The organism is Roseibium sp. RP-7 (assembly GCF_053005225.1).
In genome coordinates, this window is record NZ_JBRKQA010000001.1 from 306,327 (window position 1) to 329,479 (window position 23,153).

Here is a 23,153-nt window from a genome sequence, read left to right on the forward strand (position 1 = left end):
AACAGGTCCTTCCAAATGCCGCAGTATTTCATCGAACGGCCCGTTTTTGCCTGGGTCATTGCACTTGCCATTGCCCTGGCAGGTGCGATCGCAATTCCGTTCCTGCCCATCTCCCAATATCCGAACGTGGCACCAACCACGATTGAGGTGACAACCAGCTATCCCGGCGCCACACCGGAAAATCTCTATGACAGTGTCACCAAGCTCATCGAACAGGAGATGAACGGCGCGACGGGGATGCTCTATTTCGATTCCGTCAGCGATGCGCAAGGCAGCGTGACCATCAACATCACGTTCGAAGCGGGCACTGATCCGCAGGTCGCGACCGTGGATGTGCAGAACCGGATCAGCCGTGTGGAGGCGCGCCTGCCGCCTTCGGTTCGCCAGCAAGGGGTGCGGGTCGAGGAAACGAGCAGCTCCTTTCTGCTCTTTGTCGGCCTTGTCTCGACGGACGGACGTTTGAATGCTGTCGACCTGGGCGAGTTCGCAGCCAGGAATGTCATTGATGAATTGCGACGTCTGCCTGGTGTCGGCAAGGCGCAACTGTTCGCAACAGAACGGGCGATGCGCGTCTGGATCGACACGAAAAAGCTCGTCGGCCTCAACCTGACAGCCAGGGACGTGACTGGCGCGATTGCTGGACAGAACGCCCAGGTGTCGTCCGGCAGCATTGGAGCCCAGCCGAGTGCGGCTGGCCAGGAAATTACGGCCACCGTCTCGACCACGGGTCAGTTGTCGACCACCGAGGAATTTGCGGAAATCGTACTGCGGGCCAACCCCGACGGATCCGTGGTGCGCCTCGGAGACGTGGCGCGCGTGGAATTCGGCGCGCAAAGTTATGCGATCTCCTCGAGTATCAATGGTCAGGAAGCCGCGATGATCGGCATCCAGTTGAATGCGAGTGGAAACGCGCTGGTGACCGCCGACGCTGTCAAGTCGAGGATGGCGGAACTGGCGGCAAACTTTCCCCAGGGCGTCAGTTTCGAGATCCCTTATGACACCACGCCCTTTGTTTCGATTTCCATCGAGAAGGTCATTCACACGCTGATCGAGGCGGTGGTGCTGGTCTTCGTCATCATGTTCCTGTTCCTGCAGAACCTCCGCTACACGCTGATCCCGTCACTTGTCGTGCCGATCGCCTTGCTGGGAACATGTGCCGCGCTGCAGTTATTCGGGTTCTCGATCAACGTGTTGACCATGTTCGCGATGGTGCTTGCGATCGGTATCCTGGTCGATGATGCGATCGTGGTTGTCGAAAACGTCGAGCGCATCATGGCCGAGGAAGGTCTTCCGCCGAAAGAGGCGACCGTCAAGGCGATGAAGCAGATCACGGGTGCCGTCATCGGCATCACGGTCGTCCTGATTGCGGTGTTTGTTCCGATGGCGTTCTTTCCCGGAGCCATCGGGATCATCTACAAGCAGTTCTCAGTGACGATCGTCATGTCGATGGTGTTTTCGGCCTTCATGGCTTTGACCCTTACGCCGGCGCTGTGCGCGACGATCCTGAAACCAATCCCCGAAGGTCATGCCCATCACAAGAACTGGTTCTTCCGTGGGTTCGACTGGTTGATCGGCAAGACGACGAATGGCTACGGCCGCGTCGTCGGCGGGGCAGTTCAACGCAATTACCGCATGATGGTGATCTACATGGCGATCCTGGCGGGCCTGGGTTACACCTATGTTCGACTGCCATCCGGCTTTCTGCCGGTGGAAGACCAGGGGTATGCTATCGCCGCAACGCAATTGCCGGCCGGGTCTACCGCGCAGCGGACCGCCGGTGTTCTTGATCAGGTCGATGACTTCTTCATGAACAGGTCAGGCGTCAGGAAAATCGTCTCGATCCTTGGCTTCGGGTTCAACGGCAACGGCCAGAACGCGGGGATCTCCTTCGCAACCTACGAGGACTGGTCGGAAAGAGGACCGGGCGATTCTTCCGAAGCCATCGTCGGTTCGGCCCTGGGAGCACTTGCCGGCATTCCGGAAGGCTCCGTGTTCACCCTGACGCCGCCGCCCATTGCAGCGCTCGGCAATGCCAGCGGGTTCAGTTTCCGTTTGCAGGACCGTGCCAATCACGGAAATGACGCGCTTGTGCAGGCTGCCAACGCCCTGTTGGGCATGGCCTGGCAAAGCCCGATCCTGCAATACCCTTACATCGAAGGTCTGCCGCCTGCTCCGCAGATCATGCTCGATATCGATCGACGGCAGGCGAACGCCTACGGGGTCGCCTTCGATGAAATCAATGCGGTGTTGTCCACGTCGATCGGATCAAGCTATGTCGCGGACTTTCCGAACGCTGGCCGGATGCAGCGTGTCATCGTTCAGGCAGAAGCGGCCGAGCGGATGGACGTTGCGAGCCTGCTTGACCTGAACGCCCGCAACAGCCGCGGCGAGATGGTGCCGCTCTCCGCTTTCGCGAGTGCGCGCTGGGAACTGGGGCCGACGCAAGTGGTCGGGTACAACGGTCTCCAGGCGATCAAGATCAGCGGCAGCCCTGCGCCCGGCCACACCAGTGGCGAGGCGATGGCAGAAATGGAACGGCTTTTCCAGTCTTTGCCGCATGGTTTCGGCTACGAATGGACGGGCTTGTCGTACCAGGAAAAGGCTTCAGGCAACGCAGCTCCCTTCCTGCTCGGCCTGTCGCTCGTCTTCGTGTTCCTGTGCCTTGCCGCGCTCTACGAAAGCTGGTCGGTTCCAATCGCCGTGATGCTTGTCGTTCCGCTTGGCGCAGTCGGGGCCATCGTTGCGGTCACCATGCGAAACCTGCCCAACGACATCTATTTCACGGTGGGGCTGATCACGATCATCGGACTGTCTGCCAAGAACGCCATCCTGATCATCGAGTTTGCCCGGGATCTCAGGAACGAGGGGCGTTCCCTGCTGGAAGCAACGGTCGAAGCGTCGAAACTGCGCTTCCGGCCGATCCTGATGACGTCATTCGCCTTCATTCTCGGCGTGGTTCCGCTTGCTTTTGCGACGGGCGCCAGTTCGGCCAGCCAGCGAGCAATCGGTACGGGTGTTCTTGGAGGAATGATATCGGCAACGGTGCTTGCAGTGCTTCTGGTGCCGACATTCTACGTCGTCGTTTCGAAGCTCTTCGGCCGCAGGTCCAAGGCCGCCGATTCCACTCCCCGGAGTACCGAAGACGAGGAATTGCCTGACGGGAACAGCCGGCAATCAGCGTGAATACGTGAACGTCCTCCAACCGTTGGTGAACAGCACGGGGGACGTCAGTCGCAGGTGTCGGAGAACGGACATTCTCCGAGGCATGGCAGCCGGGCCGTTCGGCCCGGCTGGCGGTTGTTCAGCCGGTGTAGTCTTCGTCCGAGACCTTCTCCATCCAGGTGACGGGGGAGCCGTCGATGCTTTCCTGAATGGCGATGTGGCTCATGGCCGTATCGGGTGCGGCACCGTGCCAATGCTTTTCTCCGGCCGGAAACCAGACGACGTCACCCTGGGAAATCTCTTCCACGGGGCCGCCTTCGCGCTGAACCCGGCCACGGCCGAAGGTCACGATCAACGTCTGTCCGGCCGGATGGGTGTGCCAGGCCGTGCGTGCGCCGGGCTCGAAGGTGACATGGGCACCGCCGGTCCGGCCGGGTTCTTCGGCCTGGAAAAGCGGGTCGATGCGCACAGTGCCAGTGAACCAGTCGTCTGGCCCCTTGACGGACGAAGCAGTCCCGGAACGGATGATTTTCATTTTCAACTCCCTGATGCTTGTTGCGCGGTCAGCCGCGCAGCTTTTCAAAACGGTAGGTTAGGGCAGGCCCCCCGGGTTGGCTGTAGGCCAACTCGGCGGTGACCATGGCAAAGGGTTCTGCGAAGCGGGCCGTGCGAAGTGGGCCGGCTTCAAGAGGATCGAAACCGATATCCCGGATCAGGAGACCGGCGACTTCCTTCGCACCGGCATCGTCCCCATAAACCAGGACTTGCGGCCTTGGTGTCCGTTCCTTTTGCGAAAAAACCGGCATGAAAGCCTCGGAGGGAACCGTGTTGAAACAGGAAACCCAGCGGGCCTGCGGCCGCATGGCAGCCAGCTCTTCGGCCCCGGACGACTGAATGCCGACCACCAGATCCGTGTTCGTCGGATCAAGGGGCACGCAGCAGTTCAGGACCACGGCTCCGGATAGATCCCCGGCTTGCGCGAGGACGTCGTTCACCCGCGACCAGTGAACGGCCAGCAGCAGCGCGTCCGCGTTCTCGACTGCATCCGCCACCGACCCGTGCGAAGCGCCTGCCGCCTGGGCGAGACGCTCGAGCTTCGAGCGGCTGCGGGAATAGGCGAAGGTCACTTCATGGCCGCAACGCGCCCAGAGCTGTCCAAGCTTGGCGCCCATCAGACCTGACCCCAGAATGCCTATCTTCATGTCTCAGTTCCGATCTTTCGTGCGGCAAGGCCGGCTTCGGCGGGAACCGGTCACTGTGCGCGTTTTTCGAACACGGCCTTGGCAACCGGCAAAGCCGAAAACACTTTCGGCCAACCGGCATAGAATGCCAGGTGAGAAAGCATGGCACCGGCTTCTTCCTGTGTCAGGCCATTGTCCATGGCGCGATTGAGGTGAAATGTCATCTGTTCGGGCTGACCGGCTGCAATCAAGGCGGCAACCGTCACGAGGCTCCGGTCGCGGGGCGCGAGATCGGGACGCAGCCAGAGATCGCGGAACAGCAGCTCACGCGTGTTGTCCACAACACCCATGCTCACATCCGCATAGTTGCCGCGTACGAGGTTTTCACGGGCAGCTTCGGCCTCTTCGTTGAGCGGCAGCAGGTCCGGGTCGGAGGCCGGCAGGTCTTCAATGGTGATCTCCCTTTCCTCAAACACCGGCGCGGCTGCTTCGGCGGCCGCGGTGGCATTGCCCCAGCCTGTATAGAAGGCGAGATGGGTGATGGTTTCGGAGATCTCTGCCGGGGTAACGCCTGAATCGAGAGCCAACGATACATGGCTTGCAAGATTTCCGGTCTCGTGCCGCGTCATGAGGGCAGCAAAGGTGACCAGTGCCCGGTCTCTCTTGGAAAGGCCTGCCCCGTTCCATTCCGCACCGAATAGATCATCCTTCGCATAGGCTTCAAGTGCCGGGGCAACGCGGCCAACGGCTGCAGGCAAGGTTCCTGCCGCGTCCTGAGCGGCTGCAGTCGTGGCCATCAACGCCAGACCGGCTGCGGTGAGAATGGATTTCATCGGGAGCTCCCTTTCGGCAAGTGGGCAATTACCCTGCTAATCTGGAGCGCAAAAAACGTATCTTAATAACCGGGTCTTTCAAGCCACTCATGACGTCACCTCATGAGTGGGCTCAACCGCGATCCCGCAGGGCATCCAGGACGACCTGGAAGGCGAACGAGGGCTTTTGCCGGCTGGGGTAATAAAGGTGAAAACCGGGAAACGACGGGCTGAAGTCATAAAGACATGTGCGCAAGGTTCCGGCCGCAAGATGTTCCTGCGCCAACCTTTCGGGAACCAGTGCCAGTCCATGACCGTCCACGGACGCACGCATGACCGGGTTGATCGTATTGAAGCAGGCTTGTCCTTTTACCTTCACCCGGATTTCGTTGCCGTCCTTGTCTTCGAATTCCCAGGCATAGAGTGCGCCATGGGTGGAAAGCCGCAGGTTGATGCAACTATGGTCCGCGAGATCCTGGGGTGTTTCCGGCTCGCCAACCCTGTCCAGATAGTCGGGTGATCCGACACAGACCATGCGCTCGTCCGGACCGATACGCATCGAGATCATGCCCTCGCTGACCTGTTCGCCATACCGCACACCTGCGTCACATTGGGAATCGGCAAGGTCCGTGTAACCGTAGTCCATGACGAATTCGACATTGACCAGCGGATGGGCCTTGAGAACCGGAGACAGCTTCGGCCAGAGGAGGCTTTCTATGGCGTATTCCGTGGCGACGATCCTCACTGTTCCGGTGGGCTGGTCACGTGCATCGTTGAGTGCCTGAAGCCGGGCTTCGATCTTTTCGAGGCATGGTGTCAAAGTAGCCAGAAGGTCTTCGCCTTCGATCGTGGGAGCGACCGACCGGGTCGTCCGCGTCAAAAGCCTCAGGCCCAGGCGTTGCTCCAGTCCCTTGATCGTGTGGCTCAGGGCGGACTGAGACACGTTCAACCGCGCTGCGGCCCGCGTGAAACTGCGTTCCTCCGCAACAGCCGCAAGCGCGATGAGATCATTGATATTTTCTCGGAGCATGTGGGAGGTCCCGTTCTGATCATCCAGAATCATCACTGTCTCTCCCACATATATGTGCCGGGCTCATGAGGTCCATCGATTATGCAATCAGGGATCAAGCCGGATCAGCCTGTCTTCAGAAGCCCCTTCCCGCCGGGGAGACCGGTTTGTGGTGATTGCATAGATCACGCCATCCGACACAAGCACGTCCCGGATACGTTCTCCGGCCTGGTAGGCTTCGGATACCCGGCCATCGGTGGTCACTTCCAGAATGCCGTTCACTCTCAAGCCCGCAAGAAGCAGCCGGTCACCGTCCGAGGTCAGGCCGGAAGGCGCCCAGGTGCTCTGGCCCGAATGCGCCAGCGGTGCGAGCAGGCCGTCGCGGGTTTCATCGCCCTGGATCAGCGGCCAGCCGTAGTTGCCGCCCCGCTCAATCCGGTTCACCTCGTCATGGCCGGACTGGCCGTGCTCGGCTGCGAAGAGCTGCCCGGAGGCGTCCCAGGCAAGGCCCTGGGGATTGCGGTGGCCGAGCGACCAGACCGGTGAACCCACGAACGGATTGTCCGAAGGGATTTCGCCGTCCGGCGTCACGCGCAATATCTTCCCGGCAAGGCTGCCGAGGTCTTGCGGACGCTCCCTGTTTTCGGTCCAACCGGTGGTGACATAAAGCATGCCGTCGGGACCGAAGGCCACGCGTCCGCCGTTGTAAAGCGGGTGGCCCGGAATGGCGTCGATAAGAACACGTGTCTCTTTCCATCGATCCCCGAGCCGTTCGGCCTCGATGACACGGTTCATCCGGGCGTCCGGGGTGCCGTAGTGCTGGTAGAGCACGATGCGGCCGGTGTCCGGGAAGTCCGGGCTGATGGCCAGACCAAGCAGGCCGCCGCCGCGGTCATCCAGGATCGGCTGACTGGTCTCGACGGGAAGGCGCGTGAAGGAACCTTCGGCAAGAATGCCGACTGTTCCGCTCTTCTCTGTCACATAGATCTTGCCGCCATGGGCTTCGATATCCCAGGGATAGTCGAGGCCGTTCAGCACGGTGTCCGCTGCAGAGGCGGACACCGGTACCAGCATCGCAAACAAGACGCCACAAAAGTGGACGGCAAGCTTACTGGCCATATTCTTCGTCCGTCACATGATCGCCCCAGGCAACGGCGGACCCGTCAACCGTCGCCTGAATTGCGTAATGGGAAACGGCCGTGGTGTCGGTCGCGCCGTGCCAATGCTCGACATCAGACGGGCACCAGACCACATCACCGGCCTGCATGATCTGCTTTTCCTGGCCGCGCTCCTGCACCCAGCCGGTCCCCGATGTCACGACCAGCATCTGGCCCGCAGGATGCGTGTGCCAGGCGGAGCGGGCTCCGGGCAGAAACGTGACGTGACCGGCGCTGACATCGTTCATGACAGGCGGGAAAACAGGGGCGACATAGGCTGTACCGGTAAAATAGTCGCCGCTTCCCAATTGGCCCGCCAGGGTTTCGGAGCGGGTTATTTCCATGGATTGTGCAAATGCAGCCGGAGCCGCAAGAACGAGTGCGAGCGTTGCAAGGGTGCGTTTCATCTCAGGTCGTCTCCATCAGTCGTGAGGCGGCCTTTCGGCCTTCCTCAAGAACGTAGGCAAGTCGCACGCGTGGATAATGGTGGCTCTGTCGGAAGCAGTCATGAGGATCACTCATGAACCCGGTGGAGCTGTCCGTCTGTCCACGAGCTCCACTCCTTCCGGTGTGACCTGGGTGCGGATTAATGAGTGCTGCTCATGAGAGGCAGTACCTGAAGGGGGCTTAATCCTTGTTGGTCTGACGCCTAGATTGGAAGCAACAGAACGGAGGAACCCCGCAATGCCCGCTTTCAGGTCAAGATTGCTCTCGTTGGCAATGACACTGTTTTGCGCCGGGGCAGGGGCTTCCGGAAACGCAACCGAACCATCGAACGAGGCTCGCATGATCCGCATCAAGGTGATCGTAGAAGACGTTGTGCTTCCGGCGACGCTTGACGATACGCTCGCCGGCAGGGACTTCGCGGCCCTGTTGCCACTCGACCTGACCCTGACCGACTATCACGGGACAGAAAAGGTCGCGGACCTGCCACGCAAGCTCGATATCTCCGAAGCCCCGGCAAGCTACACGCCGCGAAAGGGCGACATCACGCACTACGCGCCCTGGGGAAACATCGCGATCTTCTACAAGCCGTTTCAGAATTCCCGGGGCCTCGTGAGGCTCGGCGCATTCGACGGGTCGATCGATGCCCTTCTGGGTGATGGACCGCTTTCGGTCCGCATCGAAGCGGCCGACTGATACGGCCAAAGATCGGCAAATTCTGGAACGGGCTGTCCACCCGTCGGGATTGCCTGACTGCAGGTGTCTTCATTTTCGACACCTTCGAAAACGCTTTCGCTTCGGCAGAACGGATCTGTCTGGACCCGGTGAACCGGGCCATTCCTCTGCCTGAACAAGAACTCTCAGAACCCAAGGAGACTATCATGTCCGACAACATCAAGGGAAAAGTCGTTATCATTACCGGAGCCTCCTCCGGCATCGGCGAAGCAACCGCAAAGCTCCTGGCCAGCAAGGGGGCGAAGATCGTGCTTGGTGCACGGCGCACCGACAAGCTGGAAACCATCGCAAACGAGATCAAGGCTGCTGGCGGCGAAGCCATCTATCAGGCGCTGGACGTCACCGTACCGGCTGAAAACGAGGCTATCGTCAAACTGGCGAAGGACACTTACGGAAAACTCGACGTCATTTTCCTGAACGCGGGGCTCATGCCGTCCTCGCCGATTTCCGCACTCAAGACGAACGAGTGGGAGCAGATGGTCGACGTCAACGTCAAGGGCGTGCTGAACGGTGTTGCAGCCGTCATGCCCACCTTTGCCGAACAGAAGTCCGGCCATGTCATCGCGACCTCTTCCGTTGCAGGTCTGAAGGCTTATCCTGGCGGTGCGGTCTATTGCGGCACCAAGTGGTTCGTGCGCTCGTTCATGGAAGTCCTGCGGATGGAATCTGCCATGGAAGGCACCAACATCCGAACGGCAACCATCTACCCGGCGGCAATCAACACCGAACTTCTGAACACGATCAGCGACAAGGGCAGTTCCGAAGCGTTCCAGGCCCTTTACGACCAGTACGGCATCTCCGCCGACCGGATCGCGGCGGTCGTCGAGTTTGCAGTGTCGCTGCCGGAGGACACGACGGTCAACGAATTCACCGTCGGTCCGGCCAATCAGCCCTGGTAAGACCCGGTGAAATGACCGGTGGCGGCGGCAAATTTACGCTGCCGTCACCGGTCTCATACGCGGTTAAAAACCATGCGCATCCAATGAGGCATCGATACGGGCACGCCATTGCGGGTCCTTGAAGGGAAAAGCCTCCAGGAACATTTGCCTGGTCGCGTCGGCACGTCGGGACCGCACATCTTTCGCCCAACGCTCGGCCCGTTCGGTTTGTCCGGCCAGGGTTGCAAATGAAACGACGATCATGCTGACAAGGTAGTGGGCTCCTGGTGTCAGCGCACTGCGTTCGGCCATTTCGGCAGCCTCGGCAAGCCTGTGCTGATGCAGGAAACCCATGGCCTGCGTACCGAATGTTCCGTAGGCCAGCGGGTCAAGAGGGCTCAGGCGGTAGGAAAGACGGCCGCGCGAAATCGCCTCTTCCGCGTTTCCCGACAACCCCTGAAGAAAGCCGAGCGCATAGTGTCCTTGCGCGTAATTCGGGTTGAGGGATACGGCACGCTCGATGTGCACGATGCCGGTATCCAGCTCACCATCCAGCCAGAATGTCCGTCCCCAGACATAATTCGAAAACGGATCGAAGGAATCCGCTTCCATCGCTTTTGCCGCATGGGCCTTGGCCTGTGTGAGGGCCGCCTCTCGGTCGCCGTCGTAGTGTGCAAATGCGTCCTGGAACCGGGTAAACGACAGGCCTGCATGCGCACGGGCGAACTTGGGGTCGAGTTCGACGGCCCTGCGGAAATGCGTTGCGGCAACCGCATTGGCATTCGCGTTGAAGCGGTACATCTGCTGCAGGCCGAGGTGATAGGACGACCAGGCGTCGAGCTGGTCCGTTCCCGTTTTCTGGGCGTGGGCAGCTTCGAGCGCATGAATTCTGAGATCAATTTCCGCAGTGATCGCACTCGCAATGACAGCCCGCGCATGAAGAAGATCATCTTTCGCAAGCAGGTACCGTTCCGCCCAGACGACGGTGTCGCAGTCTGTGTCGAGCAACTGAACCGTTGCCGCAAAGTGTGTACCGTCTCTTTCAAGCTGACCGAACAGAAGGTAGCGGGCATCCAGGGCTGCGCCGATCGTCTCCGCCTTTGCCTCCGGCAGGGACCGGAAGCGAAATGTCGTGCCACGTGAAATGACGGTCAGCCAGCGCAAGCGCGACAGCTGCAGGATGAGTTCGTGCGGCAAGGCTTCGGCCAGAAGCTGAAGGTCCGGATCCGGTTTGTAGGTCTGAAGCGGCAGGATGCCGATCGAGGGCGGGCCTCGCTCGGTGCGCTCAGGACCTGCCTGCCCGAAAGTGACACGTCCCAGAAAGCGAAAACCTTTGCCGTGAACGGTGCGCACCAGCCGTTGTTCGCGCCCAGCATCACCGACGGCGGCACGCACGGCGCTGATGCGGCTGTCGATCGCGGCGTCGGAGATGGGCCGACCATCCCATATGCTTTCGACGATCTCGTCACGTGTCGTCAGCCGATCGCCGTTGGACACCAGCAACAGAAGCAATTGGTAGACTTGCCGTTCCAGAGGCACAGCCGTGCCGTCGGATCTTCTCAACTCAACCCGATCCGTATCCAGTTCGAAAGTGTCAAAACGGAATAGCATCCCTCGAGATTATCAAAAAATCGGGGGTTCTAAAGTTTTTCTGAAGGTTCTCTCCAAGCTTCCTGGCCACGAAAGGCGGAAGGTCAAACGAGCAGCGCCGCCCGCGTTGAAAGTCGCAGGCATCAGCTGGGCCGATGATCATAGCGGTCGCAATTCGCATTCCGTGCGTTCGTTCCAATCGAGGGAGAGCAGTAATGATAAACGAGGCTGGAGCCGTATCCCGCAAGGCCGAGGTAACGCTTGATCCCGATGATTGGGACCGGATGGAAGCCACGGCGCAAAAGGCGCTTGCGTATTCGCTCGCGCATATCCGCGACGTTCGCTCCAGACCACTCTGGCGCCAGATGCCGCCCGAGGTGCGCGCCAGATTTACCGGAGGTGTGCCCCATGCATCCACGTCGCTCGACAACGTCCTGGAAGAACTCAAGGAAGACCTGCTTCCCTACTCGATGGGGAACCTGCATCCGCGCTTCTGGATGTGGTTCATGGGATCGGGCAGCTTTACAGGTGCACTTGCAGACTTCCTGGCTGCTATCGACGGTTCCAATCTTGGTGGCGGCGACACGGCGGCTGCCCTCGTCGACAGACAGGTCGTCGGTTGGCTCAAGCAGATGGTCGGGTTTCCCGAGGATGCAAGTGGTACGATCGTCAGCGGTGGATCCATGGCGAACATGATCGGCCTGACCATCGCCCGCAACCAGATGGCGGGCGTGGATGTTCGAAGCGAAGGGGTGGCGGCAATCCCCTCGCAGTTGCGTTTCTACGCATCCGATCAGGTCCACTCTTGCCACCAGAAGTCGCTTGAAGCCTTGGGGCTTGGCAACAAGGCGCTGGTTCGTGTCGCAACCGGATCTGATGGAAAGATTGATCTTTCAGCACTGGAAAAAGCGATAGCCGGCGATCGTGCCGGCGGGAAGAAGCCTGCTTGCGTGATCGCGACTGCAGGCACAGTAAATACGGGCGCCATTGATGACCTGAATGCAATCAGTGCCTTGTGCAAACGCGAGGGGCTCTGGTTTCATGTCGACGGCTGCATCGGTGCCCTGATCGCGATTGCTCCGGAAAGCCGCGGGCTTGTTGCCGGACTGGAGACCGCGGATTCATTGGCGCTCGATCCGCACAAATGGCTGCATGTTCCGTTCACTGCAGGGTGCGCGCTGGTGCGCGATGCCCAGGCTCACCGAAAGGCCTTTACCCTGTCGCCGGAATACCTGGAGGAGAAACCTCGCGGGATCGCCGGTGCGCCGTTTCTGCACGATCTCAACATGGGCACATCCGCGGGATTTGCGGCACTGAAGATCTGGATGGCGCTGAAGGAAAACGGCGTCGAAAAATTCGGACGCCTGATCGATCAGAACATCTCTCAGGCAAAAGAGCTCTCGGCAAGGATCGAAAACGAACCGCGGCTGCAGCTCATGGCCCCGACCGTGATCAATATCGTGAATTTTCGGTACGACCCGGGCGGAATGGACGAAGCTTCGCTGAAAGCTCTGAATACGGAAATCATGCTTCGCCTTCAGGAGGAAGGTATAGCAGCGCTCTCGGATACCACTGTCAGGGGGCGCCATAGCCTTCGCGTCGCCATTTGCAACCACCGTACACGAAGCGAAGACCTCGAGTTGCTTGTCAGGGAAATTTTGCGCGTTACAGACGCGATTGAAGTTGCCGCTTAACCGGGTAGGCCAACTTCATTATTTTTGAGAACAGCAAGTGACAAGGGCTGCAAACCAGCGATGATATGAAGGTTCCGATGCTTGGGGTGAAACCGACATGGATTTTTGGCGGCTGACAGTTGTTGAAGCAGTGGAGATGTTTCGAGGCCGCAGAATGTCCTGCCGAGACTATGTCGAGGCGTTGATTGACAGATCAGAACGGTTCGTTGACCTGAATGCCTTCACCCAGTTTGCCCCGGAAAATATCCGCAGCGCTGCGCGCAAGGCCGATGAGCACCAGGCGAATGGTGGGTTTTTGGGACCGCTGCATGGCATTCCCGTTGCCATCAAGGACTGCATCGACATTGCCGGCATGGCGACGACTGCTGCAACGCCAAGCCTGAAAGATCACGTGGTCAACAGGACCGCATCGGTGGTCACGAAACTGGAAAAAGCCGGGGCACTGGTCTTCGGCAAGACCAACATGTACGAGCTTGCCTTCGGCATCACCAGCAACAACGATCACACTGGCCCCGTTCGAAACCCGCACGATCCTTCTCGCTCAGCGGGGGGAAGCAGCAGTGGTTCTGCCGCTGCCGTGGCCGCGGGTCTGGTTCCGGCTGCTCTTGGCACGGACACGGCAGGCTCGGTGCGAATTCCGGCATCATTTTGCGGGGTTTTCGGCTTTCGCCCCACAAGTGGCCGCTACAAGACTGACGGTGTCATGCCCTTGTTTCCAACGCGCGATGTGCCTGGTTCATTTGCGCGATCGGCAGAAGATCTGCTGCTTCTGGATGCCGTTTTGTGTGGGCAGAGTGAGCGGCCTGCCATCGACCTTCGAAGCCTGCGGCTTGGCCTTCCCGGAAAGTATTTCCTGTCCGGCCTGGAAAGCGGCGTCGCCCGGGCGTTTGAGGAAACCGTTGACCAGTTTGTCTCTTGGGGCATCACGGTCGTTGAGGCAGAGATGCCGGAGGTTTCAAGCTGGCTTGGCGAAATGTCGGAGCCAATCCGTGCGTGGGAGCTGGAAAGAGCGCTGGAAGAGTACTTGTCGGTTTCTGGCGCTGCCGTCGATGTTCGGTCGCTCGTTGCCGGCATAGCCGGGCAATACGTTCGTGAGGAATTTGACGGGGCTTTGCGTGGTGCGGACGCCAAGGACCTGGCAGCACGATACGAGCATGTGATTTCCGTGTCGCTCCCCCGGTGTTGCAAGCAATACTGCGTGCATTTGGAGCAGTACAAACTTGACGCGATCATTTTTCCAACGACACCGATTGCGGCAACCGCACTGGGTGAAGAAGGGCGAGTCGTCGTTGACGGCAAGGAAGTGTCTGTCTGGAAGACCATGCGCAACACGGTGCCGGCGACATTCTTTGGCGCCCCTGGCGTGAGTTTGCCAATGGCACGGAGTGTTCGCGGCGTACCCGCAGGCCTGGAAATCGATGGGCTACCGGGGGCAGATCGAAAGGTGCTGGCAATCGCGGCGGCGATTGAAGCAATGCAATCGAAGGAACACGGCATGCATCGATAGCAATTGCCGGTTCCGAAAAGGGCGGCCCGAAGGCCGCCCCTGAAAAGGTTCAGATCTCGAAGCCGCTCTGGCCGGCGATGTTTTTCAAGGCCCGTTCCGGCCGGGCGCCGACGTGGCTGATGACGCTCGCGGCGCACAGGCAGCCAAGCTCGGTGGCTTCCGCGAGCTTGTAGTCGCGGGCAAGGCCGAACAGGAAGCCGGAGGCAAACAGGTCGCCGGCGCCTGTCAGGTCAACCACGTTGTCGACAGTCTGCGCAGGAACCTTGACGGTTTCCTCGCGGCTGATTGCCATCGCACCGTTCTCGCCGAGGGTCAGGGCGGTCAGGGCACCGGAGTCCCGGGCCGCATTTACTGCAGTGTCCAGATCCGATGTCTCGTAAAGGGCCTTCAGCTCATGCTCGTTGGCGAACATCAGGTCGACGACACCATCGGTCAGAAGGGCCTGAAATTCGCTGCGGTAGCGGTCGACACAGAACGAGTCGGACAGGGTGATCGCCACTTGACGCCCGTTTGCATGCGCGATTTCCGCAGCTTTCAGGAACGCCTTCTTGGCGTCTGCCGGGTCCCACAGATAGCCTTCCATGTAGGTGACGGCTGCGGCGGCAACGACTTCCTCGTCAACATCGGCGATGCCGAATTCGGTGCATGCACCCAGATAGGTGTTCATCGTGCGTTCGCCGTCCGGCGTGATCAGGATCATCGACCGGGCGGTCGGCTTGCCTTCCTTGAGGCGGGGCGTGTTGAAATAGACGCCGGTGCCGTTCATGTCGTGATAATAGCTATCGCCCAGTTCGTCCTCGGCAACCTTGCCGAAATAGGCAGGGCGTCCGCCGAGCGAGGCAATGCCAGCCGCCGTGTTGCCGGCGCTGCCGCCGGAAATGCGGACGGTCTGTCCCATCTTGTCGAACAGGCGTACTGCCTCGTCGGTGTCGATCAGGCGCATGGAGCCTTTGACGAGGTTTTCCTGAAGCAGGAAATCCTCTTCGACATGGGCGAAGACGTCGCAAATGGCATTGCCGATGCACAGGGCATCAAATCTTGTTTCAGTCATAGAGTTCCTCTGGTGGTGTCGGGTAGCCGCCGTTACGAGTAGGGATTGGGCCGGAGAGCACGGTTGGATTCCGGCTCCCTGATCTTGTCCCTGAACGGGCTTGCCCGGTAGACGCCGAGCATGTTCAACTCGGCACAGAAGAAGGCCAGCTCCTCGAGCGCCAGGGCCACCTTCGGATCTTCCGGATGGCCTTCGACGTCCGCATAGAACATCGACGCGAAAAACTGCCCTTCAAGCTGATAGGATTCCAGCTTGGTCATGTTGACCCCGTTGGTGGCAAATCCTCCCAGGGCCTTGTAGAGCGCTGCCGGAACGTTGCGAACCCGGAAGATGAAGGTCGTGATGACCGGCTGGCCGTTGTGCGCGGCCTCCATCTTGTCGCGCGAGAGAATGACGAAGCGGGTCGTGTTGTGCGCCTCATCCTCCACATCCCGGCGCAGAATGTCCAGACCGTAGATTTCGGCGGCCATTTCCGGCGCAAGAGCGCCGACGCTGGGATCACCCAGCTCGGCGATCTGCCGGGCGGAGCCCGCGGTATCGCCGCCGACGACGGCCGTCAGGCCGAGCTCACGGATCACGTTCCGGCACTGGCCAAGGGCATGCACATGGCTTTGCACCTTTTTCAGGTCTTCGATCTTTGCGCCCTTGACCGCCATGAGCTGAAACCGGATCGGCATGAAATATTCGCCGATGATGTGCAGGTCCGATTTGGGCAGCAGATGATGAATGTCCGCGACGCGGCCGGCAACGGAGTTCTCGATCGGGATCATGGCAAGGTCTGCCGACCCGTCGGCCATGGCCGAAAAGCAGTCCTCGAAGGTGGCGCAGGGGATGGCTTCGTAATCGGGATAAACGCTCCGGCAGGCCATGTGCGAGTTGGCACCGGTTTCTCCCTGGAACACGATTCTTTTTCTGTCGGTCATATGTCTTTCCGCCTTTCGGCAGTCTTTCGTCAGTTTGTCTGATAGGCCGCCCGGGCTCGTTCCAGATCTTCGGGCGTGTTCACGTCCATCGGCGCGCTGTCGATGACGGAGGCATCAATCCGCATGCCCGCTTCCAGGGCCCGCAACTGCTCCAGCTTTTCACGCTGTTCCAGCGGCGAAGGCGGCAGCTGGACGAATTTCGCCAGGGCTGCCCTGCGGTAGGCATAGATGCCGATGTGGTGGTAGTACGGGCCGTCACCGTGCGGGGCGACGGCCCTGGTAAAGTAAAGCGCGCGATGATGGCCGTGGCCGTTGGGCGTGGTGACTGCCTTGACGAAATTCGGATCGTCCCGGAAGGCGGTATTGGTGAACTCGGTCATGATGGTGCCCAGGTCGACATCGGCGATGGCGAGCGGTGCAAAGGCCGCCCGGATGGCTTCCGGTGCGATCAGCGGCACATCGCCCTGCACGTTCAGGATGACATCGTGCTTTCCGTCCGGATCGACCAGTCCCGCTGCCTCGTGAATGCGATCGGATCCGGAAGCGTGGTCGGCACGCGTCATGACTGCCTTGCCGCCGTGGTCCTGCACCGCTTCGAAAATGTCCTTGTCGTCACAGGCAACGGCCACCGGACCGATATCCGCGTTGCGGGCCTGTTCCAGAACACGCACGATCATGGGTTTTCCGCAGATGTCGGCAAGCGGTTTGCGCGGCAGTCGGGTGGCAGCGAGGCGGGCCGGGATAATCACAAGAGCAGCGGTCAATCGGGTCTCCATGGAGCCGGACGGGCGGAAGAAATGCAAAAAAACACGTGCCGCGTCCGTTTGTCGTATCAGATGCCCTTTTAAAGCTATGGACAGCAAGGTCAAAAAATTTGTAGGTTCCGGCAAAATTCGAAAAGCTGATAGGGGTCGCAGCGACGCTGCGGGCCCGGACGCGTATGAGCTTGGAGCCGGAGAGAATGGATTCCTTCACGCTGAACAAGGCCGCTGGTGCGGTACTGATGGTTCTGATTCTGACTATGGGTGTCGGCATTGTCTCCGACATCATCTTCCATCCGACGATCCCGGGTAAACCGGGTTATGAAATCGTCGTGGCGTCTGCAGAGGATAGCACCTCGGAAGTTGGCGCGGTTCCGGAAGTGGTGCCGATCTCCGAGCGTCTGGTCGAAGCATCTGCTGAAGACGGCGCGAAGGTGGCCAAGAAATGCGCCGCCTGCCACGACTTCACGCAGGGCGGTGCCAACAAGGTTGGCCCGGGTCTTTGGGATGTCGTCGGCCGCAAGCCTGGTTCCCACGAAGGTTTCGGCTATTCTTCCGCAATGACCGCATTCGGTGAAGAAAATCCGGAGTGGACCTACGAAGAGCTGGACCACTTCCTGGAGTCCCCGAAGAACTTCATCTCCGGCACCACGATGGGTTTTGCCGGTCTGCGTAAACCGGAAGACCGGGCAGACCTGATTGCCTACCTTCGTGAACAGGCCGATTCGCCTGCACCGCTGCCGACCGAGTAAAATCACGTCGACATCGCAGACGTGACTTGAATTGTAGAGAAGCCGGGTTAGCTACCCGGCTTTTTTATTTGATTTATAAGAAAAATTAACAAATCTTACGTTACGTAGTTCTGTTGAAAGTGGGCTAAGGTCGGGCAAGGACCCTATGGGCATCAACTTGACGAGGAATGTATTTTCTAAGTCGAATGGAACGTGGATCGCTTCCATCGTTGCTGCCGTCTGTTTTCTCGCTGGTATCGCCGTCACTGCGCATGTCGGTCAACTGGTCCGCAACGAACTTGTTTCCCAGCACAAACGTCAGGCCGTCGCCTCGCTCTCCGAAGCGCGGGCGCGCCTTGAAGGCGAAATCAACCGGACAGTGGCCCACGGTCTCGGGATCCGGGCCTATGTGTCCCAGTTCGTCGAACAGCCATTCGATATGGAAGACTACCGGGAAATCGCGGTCGAACTGATCGAGGAAAATCCGTCCATCCGCTCTATCGGCCTGGCGCCCAACAACATTCTTCGCGCGGTGTTTCCGCTGGAGCCAAACCAGGCGGCGCTCGGTCTGAACTACCGCATGAACACGGCGCAGTGGCCCGCAATCCAGCAGGCGATGGTGACGCGTGAAGTCGTTATTGCAGGCCCACTGGAACTTGTGCAGGGGGGCAGGGCCCTCCTGATCCGAATTCCCATCTTTCCAGCCAGCTTCCTTGGGCAACCGCTCAAGGAGCGCAGTTACTGGGGTGTCGCCACCCTGGTGCTGGACGAAGAGGGCATGATGAAGACTGCCGGCATCACGGATGTCATCAACGGCATCCGCATCGGCCTTGTGAACCGGAGCGCGGTTGCCTCCAACAACATGATTTTCGGCAGCCCGTCTCTCCTTGAAAAGGACCATGTGTTCCTGCCTCTGCATCTTCCCGGCGGTCTGAACTGGGAGCTTGTCGGCCTTCCGGAGGCCGGCTGGTCGAGCACGGGCAACCAGGTCTGGATCACGCAACTCGTCGGCAGCCTGATCTCGCTCGTCTTTGGCGCCATGGCGTTTCTGTTGATCAGCGAGGTCTACAAGGTTCGCTCCATGGCGCTGCATGACCCGCTGACAGGACTGGCGAACCGGCGCCTGCTGGAAGACCGCATGCACCAGCTTGCCGCCATGTGCGAGCGCAGTGGCGCGGGCTTCGAGATTTTTTACGTCGATCTGGATGCCTTCAAGCCGGTCAACGACAACTATGGTCACGCAGTTGGCGATCAGCTTCTGATCGAGGTCGGGCAGCGGCTGCAGAACCAGATCCGGCAGACGGATACCGTCGCCAGGGTCGGTGGCGACGAGTTCATCGTGTTGACGCCAGGCAACATGCGGCGCCAGGAGAAGGACACCTTTCTCAATCGACTTGGTGAGCGTGTGACCGAGGCTTTCGAGTATTCGGGTGCCCGTATCGACGTGAAGGCCAGTATCGGTTCTGCAAGCTATCCCGGCGATGCCGCTACGGTGGAAGATTTACTTAGGGTTGCTGACGGTAGAATGTACGCGCAAAAGGCAAAGTCCAAGAGAAATTCACAGGATATTCCCGGAAACGGCCTCCCCCAGACAGGTTAAATTTCTGTCATCTCGGCAGCCAGCAGGTGACGCAGGGCCAACAGGTCCCTACACTGATTCTCTAAACCCGTGATTTGGGTTCAGGAACCGGAAGGGGACGGAGAAGCCGATGGTGTTCAAATGGCATGTAGGGAAGCGGGCCGCAGCTGGGTTTGCACTGGCAAGTGTGGTGGTGATGTCGGGGATAGGATCCGTGCCGGCTGTCGCGGCTGAACCGGAATGGCATCATGCGGCCGCCCTCAACGGAACACCCAAATACGGCACTGACGCCAGGCATTTCGATTACGTCAATCCCGATGCCCCCAAGGGCGGCACGGTTCGGCTAGCCGCCAGCGGCGGTTTCGATACGTTCAACATTCTGGCGCAGAAGGGCAATATCGCCCCCGGCATCCTGAATATCTACGAAAGCCTGATGGAGCCCTCTCTGGACGAAGAGGACATCAGTGCCCAATACGGTGTCTTGGCCGAAGCGGTCCGCTTTCCCGACGACTATTCCTGGGTCGAATATAGGCTCAACCCGGATGCAAGGTGGCATGACGGCGAGCCGGTAACCGCCGACGATGTCATCTGGTCGTTCGAAAAGTCCATCGAGCTGGACCCCCAGCGCAAGTACTACTTCCAGAATGTCCAGAAGTCCGAGATTGTCGGCGATGGCACCGTGCGTTTCACCTTTGATGTCAGCGGAAACCGCGAACTTCCCAAGATCATGGGCCAGCTGACTGTCCTGCCCAGACACTGGTGGGAAGGCACGAACAGCAAGGGAGAACAGCGTGACATCTCCCGCACCACTCTGGAGCCGCCACTCGGTTCCGGTGCCTACAAGATGAAAGAGTTCTCGCCCAACCGTCAGGTGATCTACGAGCGCGTGCCGGACTATTGGGGAAAGGACCTGCCGATCCGCGTCGGCACCGATAATTTCGAGGAGATCCGTTACATCTCCTTCCTCGATGATTCCGTGCAATTCGAAGCCTTCAAGGGTGACCAGTACGACTTCCATACCGAGCGCAGCTCGAGCCAGTGGGCCAAGCGCTACGACTTCCCAGCCATCAAGGATGGCCGGGTGGTGAAGGAAATCTTCCCGGACAAGTCCAGGGGCGTCATGCAGGGCTTCTTCCTGAACCAGCGCCGTGAAAAATTCCAGAACCCTGATGTCCGTCAGGCATTGAACTATGCCTACGATTTCGAAACCACCAACGAGATCGTTTCCGCCAATCTTCTCAAGAGGGTCAATTCCTATTTCGCCGGCACGGAGCTGGCATCCAGCGGTCTGCCGCAGGGCAAGGAGTTGGAGATTCTGGAGGAAGTGCGGGACATGGTGCCGCCCGAAGTCTTCACGGAAGAATTCAAGAACCCGGTTGGCGGCAATCCGCAGAACGTGCGCGCGAACCTGCGTGAAGCCGTCAAGTTGCTCCGCAAGGCCGGCTATGAGCTGAAAGACCGCAAGATGGTCGATCCGAAAACCGGCGAACAGCTCAGCATCGAATTCCTCTACCGTGACAAGGCCAGCGAACGCACTCTTCTGCCGTATTCGCAGAACCTGGAAGCCATCGGCATCAAGCCGATCCTGCGTCTGGTCGATACCTCGCAGTTCGTCAATCGTGTCCGCAGCCGTGATTTCGACACTGTGGTCCTGGCGATCGGTCAGTCCCTGTCGCCCGGAAACGAGCAGCGGGAGTACTGGGGGTCCGAATCTGCTGATAACGAAAGTTCGGCCAACTATGCCGGCATCAAGAACCCCGCGATCGACAAGCTGATCGACAAGGTCATCTTTGCCGAAGACCGGGAAACGCTGGTGGCTGCCACCCGCGCGCTCGACCGCGTGTTGCTGTGGAACCATTATGTGGTGCCGCAGTTCTATTCCGACGAAACTCGCACGGCACGGTGGAACCGCTTCGGCCATCCGCAACAGATGCCGGAATACAGCACCGGTTTCCCGACCATCTGGTGGTACGATGAGGCCCTGGCCGCCAAGACGGGAGCCGCGCGATGAGTGGGGCTCTGACGACTTCCCGGCGCCGTTTCCTGCAAATGAGCAGCGCCGCGGCGTTTGCGTCGGCAGCGCCCTGGCCGGTGTCCACGGCCTTCGCTTCACAAACCGCCTATCCGGATGGCCACGTTCACGGCCTGTCCGTGTTCGGCGATCTGAAATACGGACCGGATTTCACCCAGTTCGACTATGTCAACCGGCTGGCTCCGAAAGGCGGGACCTTCTCGTTTCAGGCGCCTTACTGGTACTTCAACCAGAATGTCCTGACCTACAACACTTTCAATGCCTTCATCCTGAAAGGCGATGCCCCGCCTCGCATGGAGCTGTGTTTCGACACCTTGATGGTGCGCGCTTACGATGAGCCGGATGCGGTCTACGGCCTGCTGGCGGAAACGGTAAAGGTGTCGGAGGACGGCAACGTCTTCACGTTCAGTCTGAGGCCTGAAGCCAGATTTCACGACGGCTCCAAACTGACTGCAGAGGACGTCGCCTTTTCGCTTCTGCTTCTGAAGGCCGACGGTCACCCCATGCTCAGCCAGCCGCTGTCGTCATTGAAGGACGCGGTCATTCTGGACGATCACAAGGTCGCGCTGCAGTTCGACGGCTCGCAGTCGCGCAACCTGCCGCTTGTCGTTGCGGCCGATTATCCGATCTTCTCCAAGCGGTATTACACCGCCTACGATTTCAAGCAATCGACCCTGACACCGCCCCTGTCCTCCGGTCCCTACAAGGTCGGAAAACATGCCGTCGGTCACTATGTCGAATACCACCAGGTCGAAAACTACTGGGCAAAGGATCTGCCGGTCAGGGTCGGGCACTGCAATTTCGCGGTTATACGCGTGGAGTTCTACCGTGAACGCCAGACGGCATTCGAAGCCTTCAAGAAAGGCAAGACGTTCTACCGCGAGGAATTCACGTCCAAGAACTGGGCAACGGAGTACAATTTTCCGGCTGTGGAAGAAGGCAAGGTCATCCGCCGCGAGTTTCCCGATGGCCGGCCGTCAGGGGCGCAGGGCTGGTTCATCAACACCCGGCTCGACAAGTTCAAGGACCCGCGTGTGCGCGAGGCTCTTGGATACGCCTTCGATTTCGAATGGTCGAACCAGAACCTGTTCTACGGGCTTTATACGAGAACCCAGTCGTTCTTCGAAAACTCCGACATGAAGGCGGAGGGGATGCCCTCGGCCGCGGAACTTGCTTTGCTGGAGCCCTTCCGGGACCAGTTGCCGGAGGCTGTCTTCGGCGAAGCGGTGATGCAGCCCGTCAGCGATGGATCCGGCAATGACCGCAAGCTGCTGAAACGGGCGAGCGAACTTCTGGCCGAAGCCGGGTTTACCCGGAAGGGGACCGACCTGATCGGCCCGGACGGAAATCAGCTGATGATCGAGTTCCTGAACAACACCGCCGCTTACGAACGGATCGTCAATCCGATGATCAAGAACCTGGAACGGCTCGGCATCAAGGCGAGCCTGCGGATCGTCGATCCGGCGCAATATGAGGCCAGGCTCAATGATTATGACTTTGATATCGCCAGTCGCAGGCTCAGCCTTTCGCCGACACTGTCGGATACCATTCGCGAGATGTGGGGCTCCAAGGCGGCGACAATTCCGGGCACCTACAACACATCCGGCATATCCAGCCCGGTTGTCGATGCACTGATCGACAAGGCCATCGCGGCGACAACGCGCGATGAGATGACCAACGCGGCGCGGGCCCTCGACCGCGTGTTGCGGGCCGGTCATTACTGGATCCCGCAATGGTTCAAGAACGTCCACACTGTTGCCATGTGGGATGTCTACGGCTTTCCCGAAGAAACTCCGCGCTACTTCTTCCCGGTTGAAGAACTGTGGTGGATAGACAAGGAAAAGGCGGAAAAACTCGGCAAAGCCGGGTAATATTTCCAGCGAAACCTCGGGCCCGCTCCAGAAGGC

19 protein-coding genes are annotated in these 23,153 nt (G+C 59.6%); 9 read left to right on the forward strand and 10 right to left on the reverse strand.

Annotated elements, in window-relative coordinates:
• Positions 1-15 precede the first annotated feature (15 nt).
• Positions 16-3,183 carry a multidrug efflux RND transporter permease subunit gene (locus ACVDG9_RS01340; RefSeq protein WP_447237121.1) on the forward strand — a complete coding sequence of 1,056 codons (3,168 nt, stop codon included), beginning with the start codon at positions 16-18 and terminating at the stop codon, positions 3,181-3,183.
• Between the two features lie 118 nt (positions 3,184-3,301).
• On the opposite strand, the gene ACVDG9_RS01345 is transcribed toward ACVDG9_RS01340, so the two are convergent.
• From ACVDG9_RS01345 to ACVDG9_RS01370, 6 genes are all read right to left on the reverse strand, one after another.
• Positions 3,302-3,697: a (R)-mandelonitrile lyase gene (locus ACVDG9_RS01345; protein ID WP_022999075.1), complete on the reverse strand. Its 396-nt coding sequence runs from the start codon at positions 3,695-3,697 to the stop codon at positions 3,302-3,304.
• Between the two features lie 28 nt (positions 3,698-3,725).
• The gene (locus ACVDG9_RS01350) at positions 3,726-4,364 is read right to left on the reverse strand and encodes an NADPH-dependent F420 reductase (protein WP_447237122.1); all 639 of its coding nucleotides are present in this window, start codon (positions 4,362-4,364) and stop codon (positions 3,726-3,728) included.
• Positions 4,365-4,414: 50 nt separating this feature from the next.
• Entirely contained in the window at positions 4,415-5,176 is a 762-nt protein-coding gene (locus ACVDG9_RS01355; protein WP_022999073.1) for a carboxymuconolactone decarboxylase family protein, read from the reverse strand.
• Between the two features lie 112 nt (positions 5,177-5,288).
• Positions 5,289-6,185 (reverse strand): LysR family transcriptional regulator, encoded by an 897-nt coding sequence (locus ACVDG9_RS01360; protein WP_055659269.1) that lies wholly within the window; start codon positions 6,183-6,185, stop codon positions 5,289-5,291.
• An 87-nt stretch (positions 6,186-6,272) separates the two neighbouring features.
• A complete protein-coding gene (locus ACVDG9_RS01365; protein ID WP_447237123.1) occupies positions 6,273-7,283 on the reverse strand; it encodes a PQQ-dependent sugar dehydrogenase in 1,011 nt (336 codons plus the stop codon).
• The gene (locus ACVDG9_RS01370) at positions 7,273-7,728 is read right to left on the reverse strand and encodes a (R)-mandelonitrile lyase (RefSeq protein ID WP_447237124.1); all 456 of its coding nucleotides are present in this window, start codon (positions 7,726-7,728) and stop codon (positions 7,273-7,275) included. Before ACVDG9_RS01370 ends, ACVDG9_RS01365 begins: the two co-directional genes overlap by 11 nt.
• Positions 7,729-8,107: 379 nt before the next feature.
• On the opposite strand from ACVDG9_RS01370, the gene ACVDG9_RS01375 reads away from it, so the two are divergent.
• Positions 8,108-8,461, forward strand: a complete 354-nt coding sequence (locus ACVDG9_RS01375; protein WP_197923149.1) for a cyclophilin-like fold protein — start codon at positions 8,108-8,110, stop codon at positions 8,459-8,461.
• 185 nt (positions 8,462-8,646) lie between these two features.
• Complete coding sequence (locus ACVDG9_RS01380; protein ID WP_031268692.1) at positions 8,647-9,399, forward strand: SDR family oxidoreductase; 753 nt, start codon at positions 8,647-8,649, stop codon at positions 9,397-9,399.
• 63 nt (positions 9,400-9,462) lie between these two features.
• On the opposite strand, the gene ACVDG9_RS01385 is transcribed toward ACVDG9_RS01380, so the two are convergent.
• Positions 9,463-10,941: a winged helix-turn-helix domain-containing protein gene (locus ACVDG9_RS01385; RefSeq protein ID WP_447237125.1), complete on the reverse strand. Its 1,479-nt coding sequence runs from the start codon at positions 10,939-10,941 to the stop codon at positions 9,463-9,465.
• 242 nt (positions 10,942-11,183) lie between these two features.
• Here ACVDG9_RS01385 and ACVDG9_RS01390 point away from each other — a divergent pair, with 242 nt between their 5' ends.
• Positions 11,184-12,662 (forward strand): pyridoxal phosphate-dependent decarboxylase family protein, encoded by a 1,479-nt coding sequence (locus tag ACVDG9_RS01390; protein ID WP_447237126.1) that lies wholly within the window; start codon positions 11,184-11,186, stop codon positions 12,660-12,662.
• Between the two features lie 154 nt (positions 12,663-12,816).
• Positions 12,817-14,169: an amidase family protein gene (locus ACVDG9_RS01395; protein ID WP_447237127.1), complete on the forward strand. Its 1,353-nt coding sequence runs from the start codon at positions 12,817-12,819 to the stop codon at positions 14,167-14,169.
• A gap of 49 nt (positions 14,170-14,218) precedes the next feature.
• Here ACVDG9_RS01395 and ACVDG9_RS01400 read toward each other — a convergent pair whose 3' ends face one another.
• Genes ACVDG9_RS01400 through ACVDG9_RS01410 form a run of 3 tightly spaced genes read right to left on the reverse strand, consistent with a single transcriptional unit; the run spans position 14,219 to position 16,919 of the window.
• Positions 14,219-15,220 (reverse strand): adenosine kinase, encoded by a 1,002-nt coding sequence (locus tag ACVDG9_RS01400; protein ID WP_152508716.1) that lies wholly within the window; start codon positions 15,218-15,220, stop codon positions 14,219-14,221.
• A 32-nt stretch (positions 15,221-15,252) separates the two neighbouring features.
• A complete protein-coding gene (locus ACVDG9_RS01405; RefSeq protein WP_022999063.1) occupies positions 15,253-16,143 on the reverse strand; it encodes a prephenate dehydratase in 891 nt (296 codons plus the stop codon).
• 29 nt (positions 16,144-16,172) lie between these two features.
• Complete coding sequence (locus tag ACVDG9_RS01410) at positions 16,173-16,919, reverse strand: 3-deoxy-manno-octulosonate cytidylyltransferase (protein ID WP_447237128.1); 747 nt, start codon at positions 16,917-16,919, stop codon at positions 16,173-16,175.
• Positions 16,920-17,104: 185 nt separating this feature from the next.
• Between ACVDG9_RS01410 and ACVDG9_RS01415 the strand changes: the two genes are divergently transcribed.
• From ACVDG9_RS01415 to ACVDG9_RS01430, 4 genes are all read left to right on the forward strand, one after another.
• Complete coding sequence (locus ACVDG9_RS01415) at positions 17,105-17,656, forward strand: c-type cytochrome (protein WP_022999061.1); 552 nt, start codon at positions 17,105-17,107, stop codon at positions 17,654-17,656.
• A gap of 157 nt (positions 17,657-17,813) precedes the next feature.
• Positions 17,814-19,235, forward strand: a complete 1,422-nt coding sequence (locus ACVDG9_RS01420) for a diguanylate cyclase (protein WP_447237129.1) — start codon at positions 17,814-17,816, stop codon at positions 19,233-19,235.
• Positions 19,236-19,344: 109 nt separating this feature from the next.
• Entirely contained in the window at positions 19,345-21,225 is a 1,881-nt protein-coding gene (locus tag ACVDG9_RS01425) for an extracellular solute-binding protein (protein WP_447237130.1), read from the forward strand.
• Entirely contained in the window at positions 21,222-23,117 is a 1,896-nt protein-coding gene (locus tag ACVDG9_RS01430; protein ID WP_447237131.1) for an extracellular solute-binding protein, read from the forward strand. The genes ACVDG9_RS01425 and ACVDG9_RS01430 overlap by 4 nt, the downstream gene beginning before the upstream one ends.
• Positions 23,118-23,153: the final 36 nt, after the last annotated feature.